The organism is Acidovorax sp. HMWF018 (assembly GCF_003061035.1).
Classification (GTDB): domain Bacteria; phylum Pseudomonadota; class Gammaproteobacteria; order Burkholderiales; family Burkholderiaceae_C; genus Acidovorax; species Acidovorax delafieldii.
Window position 1 is genome coordinate 1 of sequence record NZ_QAIM01000179.1, and the last position, 20346, is coordinate 20346.

Below are 20346 nucleotides of genomic sequence, written 5' to 3' on the forward strand. Positions count from 1 at the left end.
CAGATCTAGATTGAATAGCGCCTGTGATCTTGGGCGGCTTTCCTACCACGTTAAGTACGACCACCACATGGACCGCGCTGTTTGACCAACCATTGTGCCTTGCCGTCAGGCAAGCGCCCCTGTAGACGGGCAGACAGTTTGTAGCTTGTGGAGATTTCCTACAAACTTGATGAGGCGATCTGCGCTACCTTCTGCGGGCCACGTTTGCCCCTTTTCAAACAACAGGACCTATCGGTATGAGTGCCTCACACGATCATGCACCACCAACAGTTGGGAATGAGCGACGGCTTTGGATCGCTCTTGGGCTGACAACGTCATTCATGATTGCGGAGGTGGTTGCGGGAATTCTCACGAATAGCCTCGCACTCATTTCTGATGCGGCACACATGCTGACCGACGCAGCCGCTCTGGCTATCGCACTGGCTGCGGTACAGATCGGCAAGAGGAAAGCCGATTCACTCAGAACCTTCGGCTACTACCGATTCGAGATCTTGGCGGCAGCCTTCAACTGCCTGATGCTATTTGGCGTCGCGATCTACATACTGGTCGAGGCCTACGCTCGATTCAAGAGCCCTCCCGAAGTGCAGTCCGGCGCGATGATGGTGGTTGCGCTGTTGGGCTTGGTCGTGAATCTCATCAGCATGAAGTTGCTGCAGAGCGGCAAGGATGCCAGCCTTAACGTCAAAGGTGCCTACCTCGAAGTTTGGAGTGACATGCTTGGCTCAATCGGAGTGATCATTGGTGCGATCATCATCCGATACACGGGCTGGACGACCGTGGATGCGATCATCGCCGTGTTGATAGGACTTTGGGTCTTGCCACGCACTTGGATTCTTCTCAAAGAAAGCCTAAATGTCTTACTAGAAGGGGTGCCGAGCGGGATGGACATCGACAAGGTTAGGAATAGCATTTGCGAAGTCAGTGGCGTGAAATCTGTACACGATCTTCACGCCTGGGCGTTGACCAGCGGCAAATCCAGCTTGACCGCACACGTAGTGCACGATCCATCCCGGACACCGGAAATCCTGCGGGACGATATCAACGCAATTCTCGCTGATCGCTTTTTTGTATTTCATACGACGCTTCAGATGGAGTCGGTCCCCTGCCGTCAGGCGGATGAGATCGACAGCTTCACGGCACCCGCGAAACCTGCGGACGGGAAAGCAAATGACCACAATTAACGCGTACGTCGCATGGGTTGAGTGACACTCACCATCTACTCAAAGAAACGAGGGCGATGATGCCGACACAAGAGGTATTGGATAATGAAGCGGCCGAAGTCTCGGATGACGGAGATCTGACGGATCTGCTTGGAGAGCTTCGAGTTCTGCTACCTACCGCACAACTTCTTTCTGCCTTCCTGATCACTGTGCCGTTTACGCCAGGCTTCAGCGCCATCGCCTATACGGAAAAATGGGTCTTTCTTACGACGTTTGTTCTTGCTGTAGTCAGCCTCATCCTGCTCAGCGCCCCTGCGGTGCAGCACCGCTTGATACGGCCTCTGCTTGACCGGCCTCGATTCAAGTCGTTTGCTTCGCGCCAGATTCTGGCAGGCGCAGTGACGCTTGCTAGCGCTCTTGTGTCAGGCGCACAATTGGTTCTTTCTACGATCTTCGGCCACGTAGTCGGAAGCTTGGCGGCTGCACTGGTTGCACTCGTGATATTCACCCTCTGGTGGTGGTTGCCTCGCCGATGGAAGCGAGCAGGAAAGCTCTAGGTCTATGGAAGACTTGGCATTTCGCTCGGAATTGGTGAATTTTTTCTCAGTTCTTTTGGCGTGATGGCTTGGTCGCTGTTCGAACTACCACGCCTTCCGTACAGCTCATCACATTGACGAAAACAGGATCCCCGAGGCTTAGTGTTGAATCTTTGGGGATGGCCACAATCCATTTCCTTTGCCTACCCACTTGATTCCAATGAATTTGTACCAGCTTTTTTTCGAAACTTTTCGAGGAACGGCTACCGCACGAGAGCAAGTACGTGCGTTCTATCTGATCGCTTTGTTCGATCTTGTCAACCACGCCCTCCCTCCATCCATCGCTCCATCTAAGTCGCCCTTCATACACAGGAGTGGCCGCGCAGGCACAGAGGCCTAAGGCAAGCAGCAAAGTGCCAATACGGATGGATGAGTGTTTCATTTCAAATTTCCTTCAAATTTCGCCCACTTAAAGCAGCGGGCTCTTCTGCTGTCACGAACTTTGATGCCCGTTTGGTTCGATGTCTGTTTTGGGGTGGCGAGGCCGATCGTTAAGTTGTTCCAGTCTCTGATTTTTGAGGTGTGCCACGGCGCACCCAGGCCAACCCTGGGACGCGTACGCTTTGGGCCTGGTGAACATACGAGATGGCCATGGGGTTGAACATGCTGCGCCCGCTAGGACTTCTCGGTCCCACTGTCTGCCTTATTCTTATAGGCGAGCAAGCGCAGTGCGTTCGCCACTACCAGCAGAGTTGAGCCTTCGTGAAACAGGACCGCGGTACCGATCTTCAAACCGAGGATGGTTGCAGGAATGAGCACAGCAACCACGCCAAGGCTCACCCACAGGTTCTGCTTGATCACACGGCTGGTACTGCGCGAAAGCCCTACAGCAAAGGGAAGTTGTGCAAGATCGTCCGCCATGAGCGCCACGTCGGCCGTCTCCAGCGCAACGTCCGATCCGGCTGCGCCCATTGCAATGCCTACGGTGGCATTGGCCATGGCTGGGGCGTCGTTCACACCGTCGCCCACCATCGCCACTTTGCCGTGCGCGGCTCGTAGGTCCTTGATGGCATCCACCTTCTGCTCTGGCATCAGATCGCCGCGTGCCTCGGTCAAGCCCACGCTCTTTGCTACGGCATCGGCCACCTGCTGGTTGTCTCCGGAGATCATGATCAAGCGCTCGATGCCTAGTTCGCGCAGCTGAGCCATCACCTTTCCGGCGACAGGTCGGGGGGTGTCCATCACACCGATCACGCCAAGGAACCTCGTACCCTTGCGTATGACCATCGTGGTACGACCCGATGCCACCAAATCAGCGTTTGCCTTCTCGACATCCGACGGCATTGCAGAGTCAGGTAGTTCCGAGAACAGCACCGGTTTGCCGATGTAAACCGTATCCCCATCCACCTGCGCTTGCACGCCCCGCCCAGTGATGCTTTTCACATCGGATGCCGTTAGGCTACCCGCACCGGCGCTCAGGCGCTCTCGGGCGCCCCTCACGATGGCCGATGCCAGCGGGTGATCACTGTGCTCTTCGACCGCCAGAGCCACCGTCAGCAGTTCGTCGTCGGTCGCACCCTTGGCCGCGACCGCATCGGTCAGCTTGGGCTTGCCTTCGGTCAATGTCCCAGTCTTGTCGAAAGCGATGGAGCTGAGGGTGCCTAGGTTCTCTAACGGCCCACCGCCCTTAACCAACACCCCGCCGCGTGCAGCTCGCGCAACGCCGCTGAGCACCGCGCTGGGCACTGAGATCGCCAGCGCGCACGGGCTTGCCGCCACCAACACGGCCATGGCACGATAGAAGCTGGCAGAAAAGGGCTCGTCGATGACCAGCCAAGCGAGCATCAGCACGGCGACGAGAGCCAGCACTGAGGGGACGAAGATGCGCTCGAAGCGCTCAGTGAACTGCTGCGTGGGCGAGCGTTGGGCTTCTGCTTCGGTGACCATCTTGATCACCCTCGCCATCGTGGACTGGTCCGACTTGCGCGCCACCATTACATCGATGGCGCCCGCGCCATTGATCGTGCCGGCGAACACCCTGTGCTCAGCCGCCACCTTGTCGAAGCTTGCGATGGCCGACTTCGCGTCATCCATGGGTCGCTTGTCCACGGGCACACTCTCGCCAGTAACGGGAGCCTGGTTGACGCTGGTGGTTCCAACGACGACAACACCGTCCGCTGGCAGCCGCTCGTTGGGCTTGACTACGACGACGTCACCGACCTCCAAGTCGGCCAGCGGAACCTCCTTCGTGCTGCCATCGCGCCGAAGCAACGCCGTCTCGGGCGCCAGCTTGGCAAGCGCTTCGATGGCCCTGCGCGCACGTCCCATAGCGTAGTGCTCAAGCGAATGGCCAAAGCTGAACAGAAAGAGCAGCAACGCACCTTCCGCCCACTCACCAAGTGCCGCGGCACCGGCGGCGGCGACAAGCATCAGAGTGTCGATCTCGAATCGACGTGCACGAAGATTCTCAAAGGCCTCCTTTACGGTGAAATATCCACCGAAGAAGTACGCCCCTACATAGAGCGCCGTTGGAACCTGTGGCGCCGCGAAATCTCCTTTGCTTATCAGCCACCCAATGAGAAGCAAGGCCCCTGACAGCAGTGCGAAGATCAGTTCAGTCTTTTCGCCGAGAAGGCCTTCTTTATGGCTATGACCTGCGTGACCACCTGCTTCTCCATGACCGTGACCTGAGTGATCCTCGTCCCGCTCCTTGGTTTCATGGCCCTTGTGAGCTGAGTGGTCATGTGCATCCTTCTTCACTTCGTCTACGGCCGCGTCATTGGCTGCAGCCCGGAGCGGTGGCACCTTGGCAGCAGGCCCCGGCAAGGGTGCGCTCCAGGGAATTACATCACCGGATATGCCCAACGCGCCGAGGGCCTCGACCAACTCCTGTTGCGAGACGCTTGAGCGGTCGTACTCGATGCGCAATGAGCCCGAAGCTGCAACGTCTGCCTCAAGCACACCCGGAACGCGCCGCAGTTCAGCGGCTATCCGGCGGGCGGTGCGCGCCAGCAGCGATCCCTTGGTCCGAAACGACAAGTGGGCGTACTGTGAGGAAATCTCGGCACCGACCGATTGCACCAGCTCACGCACTCGGCCGAGGGTCATGCTATCGGGGTCGTAGTGGACGCACAGTTGTGGCGCCCCACTTTCTATGCCGACGATATGCACTTCGTCGATGCCGCTGCGGCCCTTTATCGTGTCCGTGAGCCGCAACACGCAGCGGTCATGCACTTCGCTCACGTCCGGAAGCACGAGTGGAAGATCGAGACGTAGCTTCTTGGAATTGCTCATTGCTTCTGCCTTGAATGATGTTTGATTGCGTGGCGGCACGCGAGAGAGCCAGTACCAGGGGATGGGTTCTGGCGTTGTCTCTCGGGCCAGGCCGCCGTAGAGAAGCCGAGTCAGCCGACCTCTTGCTCGCGGTCGCTGTGGCTTAGGCAGACCGGATTCGATGTCTATTGCCCGAAAAGGGCATCGCTCGAAAGTCAGGTCAATGCAGATACGGACTGGCGTGCGCGCACTGCGTGAGCGTGTCCGAGATCGAACCGATTGACTGTCAGGCTGCGCGCCGCCAATTCGGGCGCTCTATGCGGTGACGCAGGAAGCTGGGATGAGACTGCTCGTCAGCAGCAGCCAGTGGATCCGCCTGGCTCCCTGCCATCAGAGCAACCTGATCCAAGACAGCAGAGACGGAGGTGAGGTGGCAGCTTGGGCAATCGGGGTGATCGCCGCCGATTGATCGGTCAACTTCCGCTGAGTCCTTCAAACGAGTCGCCAGCTTGGCTTGATGCTCATGGACATGGTGGCCAAAGTGGGTGTCGGCCGTGCGCGCTTCATGCTGGCAATAGCCCGTGGCAGCCCCCCAAACGAATTGGATTGGCAGCAGCACCAGCAAGATGAGGACAAGGGCTTTGCGCACGCCTGCGATATTAGCAGCCGCGATGCCCAGTGCCAATGAAGGTTCCGAGTGCGCGCATTTCGTTGGAATGCGCGGGCGCTGTTGCCAACGAGTAGTCATCCAACCAGACCCGGGATCGAGAGCAGTACCTCTCGCAAGTAGTCCACGTAGGTGCTGATGAGCCATGGTCCGATGAAGATCAGCACAACTAGGGCGGCCACCAATTTGGGGATGAAAGACAGTGTGTTTTCATTGATCTGCGTCACTGCCTGGAGGATGCTAACGATCAGGCCCACCAGCAGCACCACGAGCAGGATTGGCGCGGCGGTCATCAGCAGCATGTGCAGTGCCGCCTGAGCGATGGTCAGGACTTGTTGCGAACTCATAAGAGGTCCTTACAGAAGGAGCCATAGGGAATGGGCGGACGAGCAACGCTGCGGGATTGGCGACACAGCCGGCCTTTTTGCCACTGGGGATTGAGTCGTGAAGTCGCGTCTGACGGCATACCGTGCGCGCGCGAAAAGCGTTGCCGCCAGCGAAGTCACGCGCGGGCGTTGTGTGAAAAGGTAGAGCTGAGGTTCCACCGCACACGGGTGGAAGATGCGTGCAGGAGCCGCGTACTCAGACCAGCGTCATTGGAGGGCGCAGTGGCCCTTCCAGTGAGGGCGGCGAATAGCGCGGAGCTGGTTCGCTGATGGGGTCAGCCGTCGGCACACTTGGTACTGCGAAGGCCAACGTAGGAATCAGCCCGGCAAGCGTCAGTCCTTCTTCTGGATGCACGTGCTTGCCCGATGCGTTCTTATGCCGGAATCGGTCGCCATCCGCGAACCGCACCTCGTCTTGTGCAGACACCACTAAGTGCGCGAACTGATCGGCGCGCGATGCGCCCGCAAACGGATTGACCATGCTGAGCGCCTGCCACAGCAGCACAACTACGAGTACGACCGATTGCAAGCGGTAGGACATGACGCCGGATTATAGGCCAGCCATACGCGCATGGGCGCAAAGTGCAAGGTTCTCTACAAAGCTGTCAAAAATGTAATCTTCCGGTCACTGCCTCGATGGGGCGATATTTTTAGACTTCTCTCCGTGGTGCAGAAAAAGCTTCACCCGGTTGCCAAGAGGTAGCCGGCGCAACAGGAGATCCTCATGAAAGTTCGCAACGCACTCATCATCGTTGGCCTGGCCACCGTCGCTACGACTTCGTTCGCCGCGTCGGCCTATCACGCCAGCCCAGTGCAGGAGCAGGGAGCAGGGAGCAGGGAGCAGTATTTACTCCCGACCATCTGGGCAACACCGTGAGCCGGGACTCCGTTCGCAACACTGTGCTAGTAGCCCAGCAAGACGGCTCGCTCCAATGGATCAGCCGAGGCTATCCAGCCACCTATCCGCTCGTCAAGGCGCCGACCCTTACGAAAAGCCGAGCCCAGGTGCTGCAGGAGCTCGAAGATGCCAAGCGCAACCCGATCACAGCAGATGGCATGCGCGACATGGGCGGCGAAGCTGGGTGGGTCAACGCCCAACAGCTGCCGTAATCCGCCCTTCACTTATCCAATCACATTTACTCAAAGGACCACACCATGAAATTCAAGACTGCACTGCTTCTCGCCGCCATGGGCGCCGCACCTCTGCTGGCCTCTGCGCAATCGGCCCCACTCACCCGCGAACAGGTTCGTGCAGAACTGTTCCAAGCCATTCGCAGCGGCGACATGATGGGCAGCGGTGAGTCGAGCATGACGCTGCGGCAAATCAACCCTCGCGCTTACCCAGCGCAAGCGGCGACTGGCGCCAAGAAGACGCGTGAGCAGGTGCAGCAGGAGCTGGGCCAAGCTATCAAGTCGGGAGAAATGATGGCCGCTGGCGAATCTGGTGCCAAGTTGAATGAGATCGCGCCAGGACGCTATCCTTCGCAAGCGGTGGCTGCTGTCTCGCCAAAGTCGCGCGATGAAGTCAAGCACGAACTTGCCGAGGCAGTTTTTCACGGCGAGATCCTCGCCAACGGTGAAGATGGGCGCATGCTAAAGGAGGTATTCCCGGGTATGTACCGTGGCAGCCACGCTGCGGACGTAGCGGCGGAACGCGGCTACACCGGCAGCGCCCGAGGTCTGTGAAGCTGCGGCTTTGGTCATCGAGATACAGTGCTCAGAATTCAACTTGCCATGCTAGACTGAAAAAATGAGTCGCTGGATCGTCGCTTTGATGCTAGTACTGCTACCGCTCCAGTTCAGCTGGGCTGCGGTAGCTTCGTACTGCCAGCATGAGCGCTCGACATCCACGACCACCGTGCAGCATGTGGGTCATCACGAGCACCAGCACAAGGCAGACAGTGTTACTGGTAAGGTCGTTGTCGAGAAAAATCTCGACAAATTCGACCCCGATTGCAGTTCGTGTCATGGCCTCGGCCTGGGCGCACTTTATTTGCCAGATGCGAAGTTGCCTACGTTTCGCGGCAATGAAATGAACGCTTCTGCGCTATCAGCGCTTGAAGGCGTCAGCCCGACTCCTCCCGACCGCCCTCAGTGGCCGTTCCTCGCCTAGTCGGCGGGGCTTCCTTACTCATCCTTTTCTAGGTCCGCCATCCTCTGGCGGGCTTCGCTGCGCGTGCCGCTGCGAGAACGGATCATGGTTGCTAGGCACCACACGGCTGCCATCCCCGCCGATTTCTTCGTGTTTCAAGGTCAATGGAGAATCGGATGTTCAAGGGATTTCACGTTCAAAATGGTCCGGGCGCTTCACGCAATCGGAAGCGGTTTGGGGTCACTGCAGTTGCGACTGCCATTTTTATTGCTACCACTACGGCAGCAGTTGCTCAGGGGCTGGCGCCGAGTACTCAGCAGAGCCCAGCGGTACTTCACGGTAGTGCTGCGAGTTCCGCAGCTCCGTTATCGCTGGCCCGTGCCATTGAGATGGCGTTGGAGGGCAATGCGGACGTAGCCGCAGCGACCCGCCAGGTCGAAGCCACCGAAGGCCAGATCATTCAGGGTCGCGCGCGGCCAAACCCTGAACTCGCGTATTCGCTGGAAGACACGCGTTCGAAGACACGCACACAGAGCTGGCAGCTTAATCTGCCGCTGGAATTGGGTGGCAAACGCGCGGCACGTACGAAGGCTGCAGAAAAGGCACGAGAGCAGGCCCAAGCCCAACTCGCCGAGGTCGTGTCCACCGTCCGAGCCAATGTCGTGGCTGCGTACTTTGATGTTCTGACGGCTCAAGAGAGGCTGTCCCTTGCGAAGGACAGTGCTGCCCTGGCCAAGGCATCCACGGACACCGTAGCGAAGCGAGTTGCGGCGGGCAAGGTTTCCCCAGTCGAAGAGACCAAAGCGAGGGTTGCGGAAGCTGGTATCCGCCTGGAGCTGACTCAGGCCGCAAGTGAGGAGCGCAACGCGCTGACGCGCCTGTATGCGCTACTGGGAAGGACCAATGCGTTTGCTTTGTCGCTTGAAGGCGAAGCCGAGGCGCTACCGCTTGTACCGAACTTGGCAGATCTTCAATCGCTAGTCGTGTCTTCGCCTTCGGTGGTGTTGGCGAGGGTTGAGGTGGATCGGCGCAAGGCGTTGGCCGAGGTTGAGCAAGCCAAGCGCGTGCCGGACATCACCGTCAGCGCCGGTGTGCAGCGTAGCAACGAGACACAACGCAACCTGCTGCTGCTAGGTATTTCAGTGCCGCTGCCGGTATTTGATCGCAATCAAGGCAACCTGCTCGAAGCGCTGAAGCTTGAAGACAAGGCCAGGGATGAGTTGCAAGCAACCACGGTACGGCTGCACAGCGAAGTGACTCAGGCCCACGACAGGCTGTCCACGATCACGTCAGAAGTCCAAACCTTGCGCTCGGATGTGCTCCCAGGCTCCAAATCGGCATACGACGCAGCCACGGTCGGTTTCGAGAACGGCAAGTTCAATTTTCTCGAAGTCTTGGATGCGCAACGCACCTACTTCACCGCCAAGTCGCAATACCTGAAAGCCTTGGCCGAATCCCATCGCGCAGCAGCCGAGATTGACCGGCTGCTGGGTGGCAGCACGTCCCTCACCTCGACCATCAAGAAAAACTGAGATCGACCATGAACAACATCAAACCAAGCATCAGCAAGAAGCACCTGATCGCCATCGCAGTCGTAATTGCGCTGGGAGTGGGCGCTGGCGTTTTCGTTATGCAAAGCGGCAAGCCTAAGGCGGCAGCTGCAGCCGAGGGAGACGGTCACGGACACGGAACGCACACGGAGGCCAAGGGCCACGGTGACGGCGAGCACCACGGAAAAGCCGATGGCAAGGGCCACGACGACGACAAAGGCCATGCCGATGGCGAGCACCACGAGAAGAGCGCGTCCAAGGGCGCCAACGGCGGCAGCCTCTTCAAGGAAGGCGACTTCGGATTGGAGGCCTTGCTATCGGAAGACGGAGGTGAGCCACGGCTGCGCATCTGGATGTTCGAAAAAGACAAAGCGCTGCCTCAGAGCGCTGCCACCGTCGCCGCAACGGTCGCGCGCCCAACAGGAGACAAGCAGGCGTTGACATTCGTTCAGGACAAGGATGGCTGGGTGAGCCGCGAGACGGTGGCTGAACCCCACGCCTTCGATGTTGAGATCATCGCGCGAAAAGGCAACGAGCCCTTCATGTTCGTGATGAGCAAAGAAGAGGGCAAGGTCGAGTTGACCGACGCCCAGATCAAGGCGGCAGCCATCGGCGTTGACTCGGCATCTGCTGCGAGCATCAAGTCTGCGCTGCTGCTGCCCGGCGAGATCCGCCTCAACGAAGATCGCACCTCGCACGTGGTTCCACGCCTTGCTGGCGTGGTGGAAAGCGTTAACGCCAGCTTGGGCCAGGTCGTCAAGAAGGGGCAGGTGCTGGCCGCTATCGCGAGTCCCACAGCATCGGAGCAGCGCAGCGAGCTGCAGACGGCCCAAAAGCGCATGGCCTTGGCCAAGACGACCTTCGAGCGCGAGAAGAAGCTCTGGGAGCAGAAGGTTTCGGCGGAGCAGGACTACCTGCAAGCCAAGCAGGCGCTCAACGAAGCCGAAGTGGCCGTCGCCAATGCCAACCAGAAGTTGGGGGCACTGGGTCTGTCTTCCTCGTCCGCCTCGGGCCTGAACCGGCTCGAACTGCGTGCGCCCTTTGATGGGATCGTCATCGAGAAGCATCTGAGCCTCGGCGAAGCGGTCAAGGAAGACGCCGCCGTGTTCACGATTTCGGATCTGAGCCAGGTGTGGGCTGAAATCAACGTTCCAGCCAAGGATCTGCCTCTCGTGCGAGTCGGCGAAAAAGTCACCATCAAGGCCACCGCGTTCGACGCCTCAGCGACGGGTACGGTCGCTTTCGTGGGCGCGCTCATCGGCGAACAAACCCGAACCGCCAAGGCGCGGGTGGTGTTGGATAACCCCAAGGGGGCATGGCGGCCAGGCCTGTTCGTGAACATCGAGGTCGTGGCCGAAGAGGCCGCTGTACCCGTGACGATCGCGGCTGACGCAGTCCAGACGGTTGGCGAGAAACCCGTTGTCTTCCTCAAAGTCAATGGAGGCTTTATTGCCCAGCCAGTGCAACTGGGGCGCAGCGATGGCAAGCGGATCGAGGTTCTTCAGGGCATCAAGGCTGGAACGTCCTACGCAGCGTCCGGCAGCTTCGTCGTGAAGTCCGAACTGGGCAAGGCATCGGTCGAACACGGTCACTGAACGCGGAGCCAACTACATGTTTGAAAAACTGATTCGATTTTCGATCGAGCAGCGGTGGCTGGTCCTGCTTGCTGCACTCGCCATGGGGGCGCTGGGCGTCTTCAATTACCAGAAGCTGCCCATTGACGCCGTCCCGGACATCACCAATGTCCAGGTGCAGATCAATACGCAAGCCGCCGGTTACTCACCACTGGAGACAGAGCAGCGCGTGACCTACCCCATCGAGACGGTCATGGCCGGCCTGCCCAATCTGGAGCAGACCCGGTCTCTGTCCCGGTACGGCCTTTCCCAAGTCACGGTGATCTTCAAGGACGGAACTGACATCTACTTCGCGCGCCAACTGGTGAATGAACGCATCCAGGAGGCTCGGGATAAGTTGCCGGCGGGCATTACCCCTGCGCTGGGGCCGATCTCGACCGGACTAGGAGAAATCTACCTTTGGACGGTTGAAACGGCGGATGGAGCCAAGAAGCCAGACGGCAACCCCTACACCCCGACAGACCTGCGTGAAATTCAGGACTGGGTCATCAAGCCGCAGCTGCGCAATGTTCCGGGCGTTACCGAAATCAACTCCATCGGCGGTTTTGCGAAGGAATACCAGATTGCGCCAATCCCCGGGCGCCTGGCATCGCTAGGCGTGACGCTGCAAGACATCGTCACTGCCCTGGACCGCAACAACGGCAACGTGGGCGCAGGCTACATCGAGAAGCGTGGCGAACAGTATCTGGTTCGCGCCCCCGGCCAGGTCAAGTCGATGGAGGACATCGGCAATGTGATCCTGAGCAGCGCCAACGGTGTGCCCGTCCGTGTGCGGGATGTCGCCGACGTATCGATCGGCCGGGAACTGCGCACTGGCGCTGCCACGGACAACGGCCGTGAGGTCGTGCTCGGTACGGTCTTCATGCTCATCGGCGAGAACAGCCGTACCGTGTCGCAAGCCGTGGACAAGAAGATGGTGGAGATCAACCGCAACTTGCCAGAAGGCGTGCACGCGGTCACTGTCTACGACCGCACAGTCCTGGTGGACAAGGCCATCAGTACGGTAAAGAAGAACCTCATGGAAGGCGCGATCCTGGTGATCGTGATTCTCTTCCTGTTCCTGGGCAACATCCGGGCGGCCGTGATTACCGCAACGGTGATTCCGCTGTCGATGCTTTTCACATTCACCGGCATGGTGAACTACAAGGTCAGTGCCAACCTGATGAGTCTTGGGGCGCTGGACTTCGGCATCATCATTGACGGGGCGGTTGTGATCGTGGAGAACTGCGTTCGCCGCCTGGCGCATGCACAAGCCCATCACGGTCGACCGCTGACCCGAGCCGAACGCTTCCATGAAGTGTTTCTGGCGTCCAAGGAGTCTCGCCGTGCCCTGCTGTTTGGTCAGCTCATCATCATGGTCGTTTATATGCCGATCTTCGCTCTTACCGGCGTCGAGGGGAAGATGTTCCACCCGATGGCGTTTACCGTGGTGGCGGCGCTCGTAGGCGCAATGATCCTGTCGGTGACTTTTATCCCCGCCGCAGTCGCTCTTTTCATCGGCAATCGGGTCGGTGAGAAGGAGAACTTCCTGCTCGGTCATGCAAAGCGAATCTATGCGCCCCTGCTGGATCGCGTCATGTCCGCAAAGGCCGTGGTGCTCTCCATTGCCGCAGTGGCCGTAGTGCTCTGCGGATTGATCGCTACCCGTATGGGTAGCGAATTTGTGCCTCAGCTCAATGAGGGCGATTACTCCATCCAGGCACTGCGCATTCCGGGTACCAGCCTTTCGCAGTCCATCGCCATGCAACGCCAGATCGAAGCGACGCTGAAAGCCAAGTTCCCCGAAATTGACCGCGTATTCGCCAGAACCGGCACTGCAGAAATTGCCTCGGACCCCATGCCGCCGAACATCTCGGACGGGTACATCATGCTCAAGCCCATGGACCAGTGGCCCGAGCCGCGAAAGACCCGCGACGAGCTGCTTGCCTCCATCCAGGAAGTGGTTGGCAAGATCCCTGGCAACAACTACGAGTTCTCGCAGCCTATCCAATTGCGCTTCAACGAGCTTATTTCTGGTGTGCGCAGCGACGTCGCGGTCAAGATCTTCGGGGACGACATGGACGTCCTGAACAAGTCGGCAGAAGAGATCTCTTCGATGCTGCAGAAGATCCAAGGGGCATCGGAGGTGAAGGTCGAGCAGACAACCGGGCTGCCGATGCTCACGGTGAATATCGACCGCCAGAAGGCGGCTCGCTATGGCCTGAACGTGGCCGACATCCAGGACACGGTGGCCACAGCCATCGGTGGACGTGAAGCCGGAACGATGTTCGAGGGTGATCGGCGATTTGACATCCTGGTGCGCCTGCCCGAAGCGATCCGCAATGACATGGAAGGCATGAAGCGACTGCCCATCCCGCTGCCTCGCTCAGCGGGCACTGCGGAAGCGCGGACCAACTTCATCCCACTTGCCGAAGTCGCTTCCTTTGAGCTCGCCCCCGGCCCTAACCAGGTCAGCCGCGAGAACGGCAAGCGGCGCATTGTGGTGAGCGCCAACGTGCGCGGCCGCGATGTGGGATCCTTCGTTGCAGAAGCCGAACAAGGCCTGGCGCAGATCAAGATCCCGACGGGCTATTGGACCAGTTGGGGCGGCACATTCGAGAACCTGCAATCTGCCTCCAAGCGGTTGCAAATTGTGGTGCCCGTCTCGCTGTTACTGGTCTTCGTGCTGCTGTTCGCAATGTTCGGAAATGCCAAGGACGGCCTGTTGGTGTTCACGGGCATTCCTTTCGCGCTGACGGGGGGCATCCTGGCGCTCTGGCTTCGCGACATACCCATGTCGATCTCAGCGGCTGTCGGCTTCATCGCACTCTCAGGGGTTGCCGTGCTCAACGGCCTGGTGATGATCTCCTACATCCGCACCTTGAGAGAGGAAGGCGTTGGACTGGACGATGCGATCCGCGAAGGCGCGCTGACGCGTCTGCGTCCCGTGCTCATGACTGCACTCGTCGCGTCCCTGGGCTTCATCCCGATGGCCATCGCTACGGGAACCGGCGCTGAGGTGCAGCGCCCACTGGCCACCGTTGTGATCGGCGGCATTCTTTCCTCGACGCTGCTAACGCTCTTGGTCCTGCCCATCCTCTATCGCCTGGCCCACAAGCCTGACGAGCAGGCTGAGGACGTGACTGCAGAACCCGTACACCCAGTTCCCTCCGCCCAGTAATGGGCCTTCGGGCCCCGCAGTTTGCGGGGCCCATTTTTTGTTTCGTTCAGAAAAGGAAATTCAATGAAAGCAACCCAGCTCATCCTCGCGCTCGCCGTTTTCATCTCTGGCGCAGCAATCGCTGCGGACAACCACGACACCAAGCCGCTACATGGAGGTGTCGTAGCCCAGTCCAAGGATATTGACTACGAGCTCGTTTCCGGCGCGGACAAGCTGCAGCTCTACGTCCGTGACCACGGCAAGCCGGCAGACGTTGCTGGAATGGCCGCCAAGGTAACGTTGTTGAGCGGCGCTGAGAAGCAGGATGTTCAGCTGCTGCCGGTCGATGGAAAGCTGGAAGCTTCGGGCAGCTTCAAGGTGGCTGCGGGCACGAAAGCCGTTGCTGCGGTCACCAAAGGCGGCAAGCCCGTCGCCTCCGTTCGCTTCTCTCTCAAATAGTTCAAGGCTCGACGAGGCGCTCGCATGTCATTGCACCGCTGCCGGCGCCTCTTTCAATGCAGACAACAGCAATTTGAAAAAGGCTTAGCCCATGGGTCACGGACTAGCGGCTAAGCTGATTTGGATATGGATCAGCTTGATCGCCACGGTGCTGACCTTCTGGCGGTTGCGTCACATATGGTTGAAGCGCCACCCGGAGCGCAACAAGAGCCTCAAGTACAGCCAGCGCTTGGCCAAGCGCATGCGTGACCGAAGGTTGGCCCAAACTCGAACCCAGCGACGAACCGGCTCGGATCGACAACCTCGCCTCTAACGCGGGATGCCGATGTCCGGCGCACTTGGATCCCTCAGCCGATGCGCCTGCAGGCCGCGGAGATGTCCAGCTCCTGTTCATAGGCCTGGGTCGAGACGTCCATCAGTCCGAGCACTGAGTGAAAAAGATTGTCATGCGACAAGGCGGTCGACGACTTCTCTTTCAAGCACTCGCTGTTCATCATGCGACTCTTCTTGAAGCCTTCCGACAGCCACCAGACCATGGGCACCTTGGTCTGTTCGTCAGGTGCGATCGCCCTGGGCAAGCCGTGAAGAAACAGCCCTTTCTCGCCCAGTGACTCACCGTGGTCGGACACATAGAGCAGCGCTGTATCGAAACGGCTCTCCTGGCGCTTGAGAAAGGCCACGGCCTGGCCCAAGACATGGTCGGTATAGAGCACCGCATTGTCATAGGCATTCACGATGCTCTGGCGATCGCACTTGCGCAGCTCGCCCGTGTCACAGGTGGGTTCGAAGCGTCTGAAAGCTGCTGGGTAGCGCTTGAAATAGGCTGGCCCATGGTTGCCGAGCATGTGCAGGACCACTACCGTTGTGGTGTCAGAGGCTTCGACGACTGACTCTAGCCCGTGGAGAAGCACCTCGTCATGGCATCTACCATCAGAGCACATTCCTGCAGCTGCAGTTGGGTCCACAGGGATCTCATTGAGCCCATCGCAGACGCCCTTGCATCCTGACTGGTTGTCCTTCCAATGCACAGAAACTCCGGCCCGTGAAAGAACGTGTAGTAGCGACTCGGATGAGCGAATTCGGGCTTCATCATAGCCTCGCCTTCCGATCGCGGAGAACATGCACGGAAGTGATGTCTCCGTATCTGTGCCGCAGGCCGTGACGTTGCCAAAGTTGACTACGTTCAGCGTCTGAAGGTTCGGAGAAGTCTGCCGCTCATAGCCGTTAAGTCCCCAATTGCCAGCACGCACTGTCTCTCCCACGACGATGAAAAGCAGCTTCGGCTTCTGGGGGAGGGTTGGCACTGCCATGCGAGCATCCAGGCCCACGGGCTGCCTGACCTTTGGCTTTTCGACATCGGCCGACAGGACGCGAGCTGTCGAGTAGATCACGTTGGCGGGAGTTATGAGATAGCGCAGCTCCTTCTGGTTTCTCATCAACGCCGAGAAGTCCTGGAAGATGAGGAGCACAGCGGCTACCACTGCCATCGCGCATACGGCAGCAAAGACGAGGCGTCGCAGCGTCGCGCGCCATAAAGAGGTCTTAGTGAGGCGAATTCGCCATATCGCCCACAAGGGGACCACCGAGTACAGCGAGACATGAGCGATCAAGCTCCAGCTGATCAACTCGCTGGCTTCAGCAGTGTCCGTCCGCAGCACATTGCGCAGCATGCTGGGATCGTAGTAGACGCCGTAGCGTTGCATGTAGAAGGTCGCAAAGGCTGCAACCAGCACAGATGCCGTGAGCAGAGGGCGAATGCTCCACCTGGCCACAGCGACGCTGAAGATCAGCCCGTGCAGCGCAATCAATGAAACCATCAGTGCGCCGACAAACACCCATGTGTCGGGTGACTCCCAACTGCGGCCAGCCGTACTCGCCCTCAGAAAGGAACCGTTGTAGGCCAGCGCCACGTACGCGCTGATCCACAACACCAACCCCTCTGTTGCCATAAAAGGGCGTCGCAGGAGCAACTGCCCCAAACTGGCAGGCCATCGCCCAGGCTCCGCGAAGCCGCGCTGTCTAAAGCTCATCTCACGTCGAGGGCATTGATCAGTACGGTGAGTCGACCCACAATGGATCCGTATGTACTGAAGTGAAAGTTGGCTGTCGTAGCAGGTCTACCGTGACGCTCTGGAGGCCAGCCAGGGAGCACCTGATATGTCGGTTCGCTTGGTGTGCGGCAGATCACCTGCCATGCAGCTCGTTAAGCCGCTCCTTCTCCTGCGGCGTCATGCTGAGATACTCGTTTCGGACTTGCTCTCGGGTCTTTGCTGATCCAGTGGGCTTTGCAGGCACCACACCGCCTCGGGACAGAATGGCCAACGACCCGTCTTTGCGAGCAGCGTCGACAGTCCGCTGCACTTCGCCGCGCATCAGGTCATCGGAGATGTGGCTCGGATGCGTAGTTGCGCCGATTTCGCCACCTGCTTCGTGATACAGGGACGAAGCCATTGCCGCGCTGGGGACCAGAAATGCCGCCGCGGTCAGCGAGAGGATGAGTTTTGCCTGCTTGTTCATGGTGTTGACCCGTTGGTGTGGCCCTCGCGGCGTGCGACGACCTTGAACGAACTCTAGAAAGGCAGGGGCGACAAGTTGCCAACACTCAGATTACGAATTTGTAATCGACTCTGCGGCCGATCTCCAGGAGAATCAACGAATGAAAATCTTGGTCATTGAGGATGAGATCAAACTTGCCGAGTACCTCAAGAAAGGGCTTGGCGAAGCGGGGCACAACGTCGACATCGTTCACAACGGTGTCGATGGGCTGCACATGGCACTGGAGGGCGCGTACGATCTGCTGATCCTCGATGGCATGCTGCCAGGCATTGACGGGTTCACGCTTTTGACGGCGTTTCGCAAGACAAAGCAGACCCCGGTCCTGATGCTTACCGCACGGGTCAGCGTTGAGGATCGGGTGCGCGGCTTGCAAACCGGTGCTGATGATTACCTGGTCAAACCCTTTGCCTTCTCAGAGCTATCCGCCCGCGTGCAGGTGCTGCTTCGCCGGGCGCACGGCGCCAAGGATGCCGGCGAGCCGACCGTGCTGGGCATCGCGGACCTTGAGCTCGACCTGATACGCCGCAAGGCTACGCGCGGAGGTCACAGGCTTGAACTCACGGCAAAGGAGTTCTTGCTGCTCGCATTGTTCCTGCGACGCAAGGGCGAAGTTCTTTCTCGCACCGAGATTGCTGAACAGGTTTGGGACATGAACTTCGACAGCGACACCAATGTGGTCGAGGTGGCGATCCGGCGTCTGCGCACGAAGATGGACTTGCCCTTTGACAAGAGCTTGCTGCACACGGTGCGTGGTATGGGCTATGTGATGGAAGAGCGAGAACAATGAACTCCTTGCCACGCGCGCACTCGCTGCGCGCACGCCTGTCGCTATGGCTCGCTGTCCAGAGTTTTGTAGGTTTGGGTGTCGTCTGCCTGGTCGTCTACATGGTCACCGCCCACAATCTCAACCAGCGCCAGATCGAAACCCTAGCTCAAAAAGAAGCGATTGTCAGGCACCTGTTGAGCAACATCGACGAGCACGCCAAGGAAAGCTCGCAGGAGCATCCGTTGAGCGATTTCCTGATTGGGCACGAAGATTTTCGCGTGCTCGTCCGCACCCAGGATGGGGACATGGTGTTCCCGAAAGCTGCACCATCCCCGGACAATTCTCGGAGGGTGTCGAGGATGTTCGCCGTCCAGCCCACCGACGGAAAAGGCCAGACTTTCAACGTCGACTTGTCAATGAACATCTCCTCCGATGTCCAGCACCTGAACCGGCTGGCCATCACGTTGGCGATCGCCGCCGTCGTGGGAACCTTCGTCATTTCGCTTGGAGGCATGTCCATCGTTAGCTACGGTCTGGCCCCTGTGCGACGGCTCGCGCACCAACTCAGATCCCTGTCTGCGGACAACTTGCGTCCGCGCCTGGATGGCGCTGGCCAGCCCGCAGAACTTGTTCCTCTGGTGGAGCAGTTCAACGGCCTGCTCGGCCGGTTGGATCTGGCATACACCCAACTCGAAGGATTCAACGCAGACGTGTCGCATGAGCTTCGCACTCCTTTGGCAACGCTCGTTGCCAGCAATGAGCTTGCGTTGCGTCACCCAGCGAACTTTGATATGGAGGAAGTGCTGTCCTCCAACCTTGAGGAGCTCCACCGCCTCGCTGGCATCATCAACGATATGCTGTTTCTGTCAACGGCGGACAGAGGTGCGACTGCCAGGCGCTCATTTGTTCCCAGTCTTGCAGCAGTTGTCGAGCGGGTGGCCGAGTACCACGAGGCAGCCTTGGCGGATGCTGATCTGCGCCTGAAGATTTCTGGAGATGGGACAGGCCATTTTGATGAACCGCTGCTCAGGCGTGCCGTCTCCAACCTGATTGGCAACGCCACCCAGTACGCCAAACCCGGTACACAGGTCGAGGTGAACATCGCCGTCGTGTCAGACACCGAGGTGAGCCTGGTCGTCGCGAACCAAGGTGAAACGGTCTCACCTGAGATCCTGGGGCGAATATTTGATCGGTTCTTTCGCGCCTCTGCTTCACGGGAGCACGGGCAGAAGAACCATGGCCTGGGTTTGGCAATCACCTCGGCGATTGCTCGCATGCACGGAGGCCGCACGACCGCAGCCAGTGTCAATGGAAAGACCGAGATCGGCCTTGTACTGGTCAAGACGGTGGCATAGTTCCAGAGACACTACTCAGTGTTGCCAGTCAAACCACGATAACGAGGATTTGACGGGCAATTTAAGCAGCTCTGGATCAGGGTGCGGGAACGGCCGGGACCGGTGCACCAACGCGGCGTGCAGCCCAGCTGGGGTGCTTCTGGGAGCGTTCCAGGTCAGCCAGTACTTCTTCGCGGGTCACGGCCTTGCCTTTCACTGGAACTGGTGCACCGAAGCGGTGGTACTGCCACGTGCCGTCCTTCTTGGACTGGTCCATCTCGGCGAGGACCTGTTCGCGCGACTTGCCAGGCTCAGCATGTTCTGGATGGGTGGTGTAGCCCAGTTCGGTCGGCGCAGAATGGATGACGCTGCTCCCCATCGCGGGCGCTGCGAGGGCTACGAAAGAAAGGGCGGTGAGTACGGTACGAACTGCCATCAGATATCTCCTTGGTTGGAATCAACGTGCCCTGCAGACCGCACCAACCGTTGGACGCTCTACATTGCACGTGTGACAGTCTGCTGACCGTATGCCGACAAGTTGCGCACCAAGAGATTACAAGTTCGTCATGTATTCGCAGCACCCAGAAGCCAAGGAGGCACTTTGAAGCAGCGCACTCAAGCCAGGGGGCCTGAGGAAGGAGCCGACGTCGCTGCACTGCTCACATCCGCTGCGAGCCATGCACGACCGAAGCCAGTGACCCGGCGAACCGTTGCCGAGCCCGATCCGCCTACGTCCGGAAGATCTGCTTCAATCATCCCTGCCGCAGAGAGCAGACGAAGCAGTTCGATGTCCC

20 protein-coding genes are annotated in these 20346 nt (G+C 59.1%); 12 read left to right on the forward strand and 8 right to left on the reverse strand.

Annotation, left to right across the window (positions count from 1 at the left end; translation table 11 throughout):
- The first annotated feature begins 236 nt into the window (after window positions 1-236).
- Complete coding sequence (locus DBR23_RS06710; RefSeq protein WP_108497719.1) at window positions 237-1181, forward strand: cation diffusion facilitator family transporter; 945 nt, start codon at window positions 237-239, stop codon at window positions 1179-1181.
- 56 nt (window positions 1182-1237) lie between these two features.
- Window positions 1238-1717: a DUF6328 family protein gene (locus DBR23_RS06715; RefSeq protein WP_233250307.1), complete on the forward strand. Its 480-nt coding sequence runs from the start codon at window positions 1238-1240 to the stop codon at window positions 1715-1717.
- 46 nt (window positions 1718-1763) lie between these two features.
- Here the strand turns inward: DBR23_RS06715 and DBR23_RS29215 are convergent, their stop codons facing one another.
- The 5 genes from DBR23_RS29215 to DBR23_RS06730 form a co-directional block, all read right to left on the reverse strand.
- Window positions 1764-2138, reverse strand: a complete 375-nt coding sequence (locus DBR23_RS29215) for a hypothetical protein (RefSeq protein ID WP_146191256.1) — start codon at window positions 2136-2138, stop codon at window positions 1764-1766.
- A gap of 233 nt (window positions 2139-2371) precedes the next feature.
- The gene (locus DBR23_RS06720) at window positions 2372-4990 is read right to left on the reverse strand and encodes a heavy metal translocating P-type ATPase (protein WP_108497720.1); all 2619 of its coding nucleotides are present in this window, start codon (window positions 4988-4990) and stop codon (window positions 2372-2374) included.
- Window positions 4991-5255: 265 nt separating this feature from the next.
- Window positions 5256-5654 (reverse strand): hypothetical protein, encoded by a 399-nt coding sequence (locus DBR23_RS29220; RefSeq protein WP_146191257.1) that lies wholly within the window; start codon window positions 5652-5654, stop codon window positions 5256-5258.
- Between the two features lie 59 nt (window positions 5655-5713).
- Complete coding sequence (fliQ, locus tag DBR23_RS06725) at window positions 5714-5983, reverse strand: flagellar biosynthesis protein FliQ (protein WP_108497721.1); 270 nt, start codon at window positions 5981-5983, stop codon at window positions 5714-5716.
- 235 nt (window positions 5984-6218) lie between these two features.
- Window positions 6219-6563 carry a hypothetical protein gene (locus tag DBR23_RS06730; protein WP_146191258.1) on the reverse strand — a complete coding sequence of 115 codons (345 nt, stop codon included), beginning with the start codon at window positions 6561-6563 and terminating at the stop codon, window positions 6219-6221.
- Between the two features lie 183 nt (window positions 6564-6746).
- On the opposite strand from DBR23_RS06730, the gene DBR23_RS30345 reads away from it, so the two are divergent.
- From DBR23_RS30345 to DBR23_RS06760, 8 genes are all read left to right on the forward strand, one after another.
- Window positions 6747-6899 carry a hypothetical protein gene (locus DBR23_RS30345; RefSeq protein WP_158276434.1) on the forward strand — a complete coding sequence of 51 codons (153 nt, stop codon included), beginning with the start codon at window positions 6747-6749 and terminating at the stop codon, window positions 6897-6899.
- Complete coding sequence (locus DBR23_RS30350) at window positions 6896-7132, forward strand: hypothetical protein (RefSeq protein ID WP_146191259.1); 237 nt, start codon at window positions 6896-6898, stop codon at window positions 7130-7132. The genes DBR23_RS30345 and DBR23_RS30350 overlap by 4 nt, the downstream gene beginning before the upstream one ends.
- Before the next feature lie 45 nt (window positions 7133-7177).
- A complete protein-coding gene (locus tag DBR23_RS06735) occupies window positions 7178-7708 on the forward strand; it encodes a DUF4148 domain-containing protein (RefSeq protein ID WP_108497723.1) in 531 nt (176 codons plus the stop codon).
- 64 nt (window positions 7709-7772) lie between these two features.
- On the forward strand, window positions 7773-8135 hold the full coding sequence (czcI, locus tag DBR23_RS06740) for a cation efflux protein, CzcI family (protein ID WP_108497724.1): 363 nt from the start codon (window positions 7773-7775) through the stop codon (window positions 8133-8135).
- Between the two features lie 155 nt (window positions 8136-8290).
- Complete coding sequence (locus DBR23_RS06745) at window positions 8291-9646, forward strand: TolC family protein (RefSeq protein WP_108497725.1); 1356 nt, start codon at window positions 8291-8293, stop codon at window positions 9644-9646.
- A gap of 8 nt (window positions 9647-9654) precedes the next feature.
- Window positions 9655-11259: an efflux RND transporter periplasmic adaptor subunit gene (locus DBR23_RS06750; RefSeq protein WP_108497726.1), complete on the forward strand. Its 1605-nt coding sequence runs from the start codon at window positions 9655-9657 to the stop codon at window positions 11257-11259.
- A 16-nt stretch (window positions 11260-11275) separates the two neighbouring features.
- Window positions 11276-14458, forward strand: a complete 3183-nt coding sequence (locus tag DBR23_RS06755) for a CusA/CzcA family heavy metal efflux RND transporter (protein WP_108497727.1) — start codon at window positions 11276-11278, stop codon at window positions 14456-14458.
- Between the two features lie 63 nt (window positions 14459-14521).
- Window positions 14522-14896, forward strand: coding sequence for a hypothetical protein (locus tag DBR23_RS06760; RefSeq protein WP_108497728.1), 375 nt, complete (start codon window positions 14522-14524; stop codon window positions 14894-14896).
- A 347-nt stretch (window positions 14897-15243) separates the two neighbouring features.
- Here DBR23_RS06760 and DBR23_RS06770 read toward each other — a convergent pair whose 3' ends face one another.
- Together DBR23_RS06770 and DBR23_RS06775 are read right to left on the reverse strand one after the other, a co-directional pair.
- Window positions 15244-16926 carry a phosphoethanolamine transferase gene (locus DBR23_RS06770; RefSeq protein ID WP_108497730.1) on the reverse strand — a complete coding sequence of 561 codons (1683 nt, stop codon included), beginning with the start codon at window positions 16924-16926 and terminating at the stop codon, window positions 15244-15246.
- Window positions 16927-17080: 154 nt separating this feature from the next.
- Window positions 17081-17413: a DUF4148 domain-containing protein gene (locus DBR23_RS06775; RefSeq protein ID WP_108497731.1), complete on the reverse strand. Its 333-nt coding sequence runs from the start codon at window positions 17411-17413 to the stop codon at window positions 17081-17083.
- Window positions 17414-17552: 139 nt separating this feature from the next.
- Between DBR23_RS06775 and DBR23_RS06780 the strand changes: the two genes are divergently transcribed.
- Window positions 17553-18239, forward strand: a complete 687-nt coding sequence (locus DBR23_RS06780; protein WP_108497732.1) for a heavy metal response regulator transcription factor — start codon at window positions 17553-17555, stop codon at window positions 18237-18239.
- On the forward strand, window positions 18236-19573 hold the full coding sequence (locus DBR23_RS06785; protein WP_108497733.1) for a heavy metal sensor histidine kinase: 1338 nt from the start codon (window positions 18236-18238) through the stop codon (window positions 19571-19573). Before DBR23_RS06780 ends, DBR23_RS06785 begins: the two co-directional genes overlap by 4 nt.
- A 76-nt stretch (window positions 19574-19649) precedes the next feature.
- Here the strand turns inward: DBR23_RS06785 and DBR23_RS06790 are convergent, their stop codons facing one another.
- Entirely contained in the window at window positions 19650-19988 is a 339-nt protein-coding gene (locus DBR23_RS06790) for a DUF4148 domain-containing protein (protein ID WP_108497734.1), read from the reverse strand.
- Between the last annotated feature and the right edge of the window lie 358 nt (window positions 19989-20346).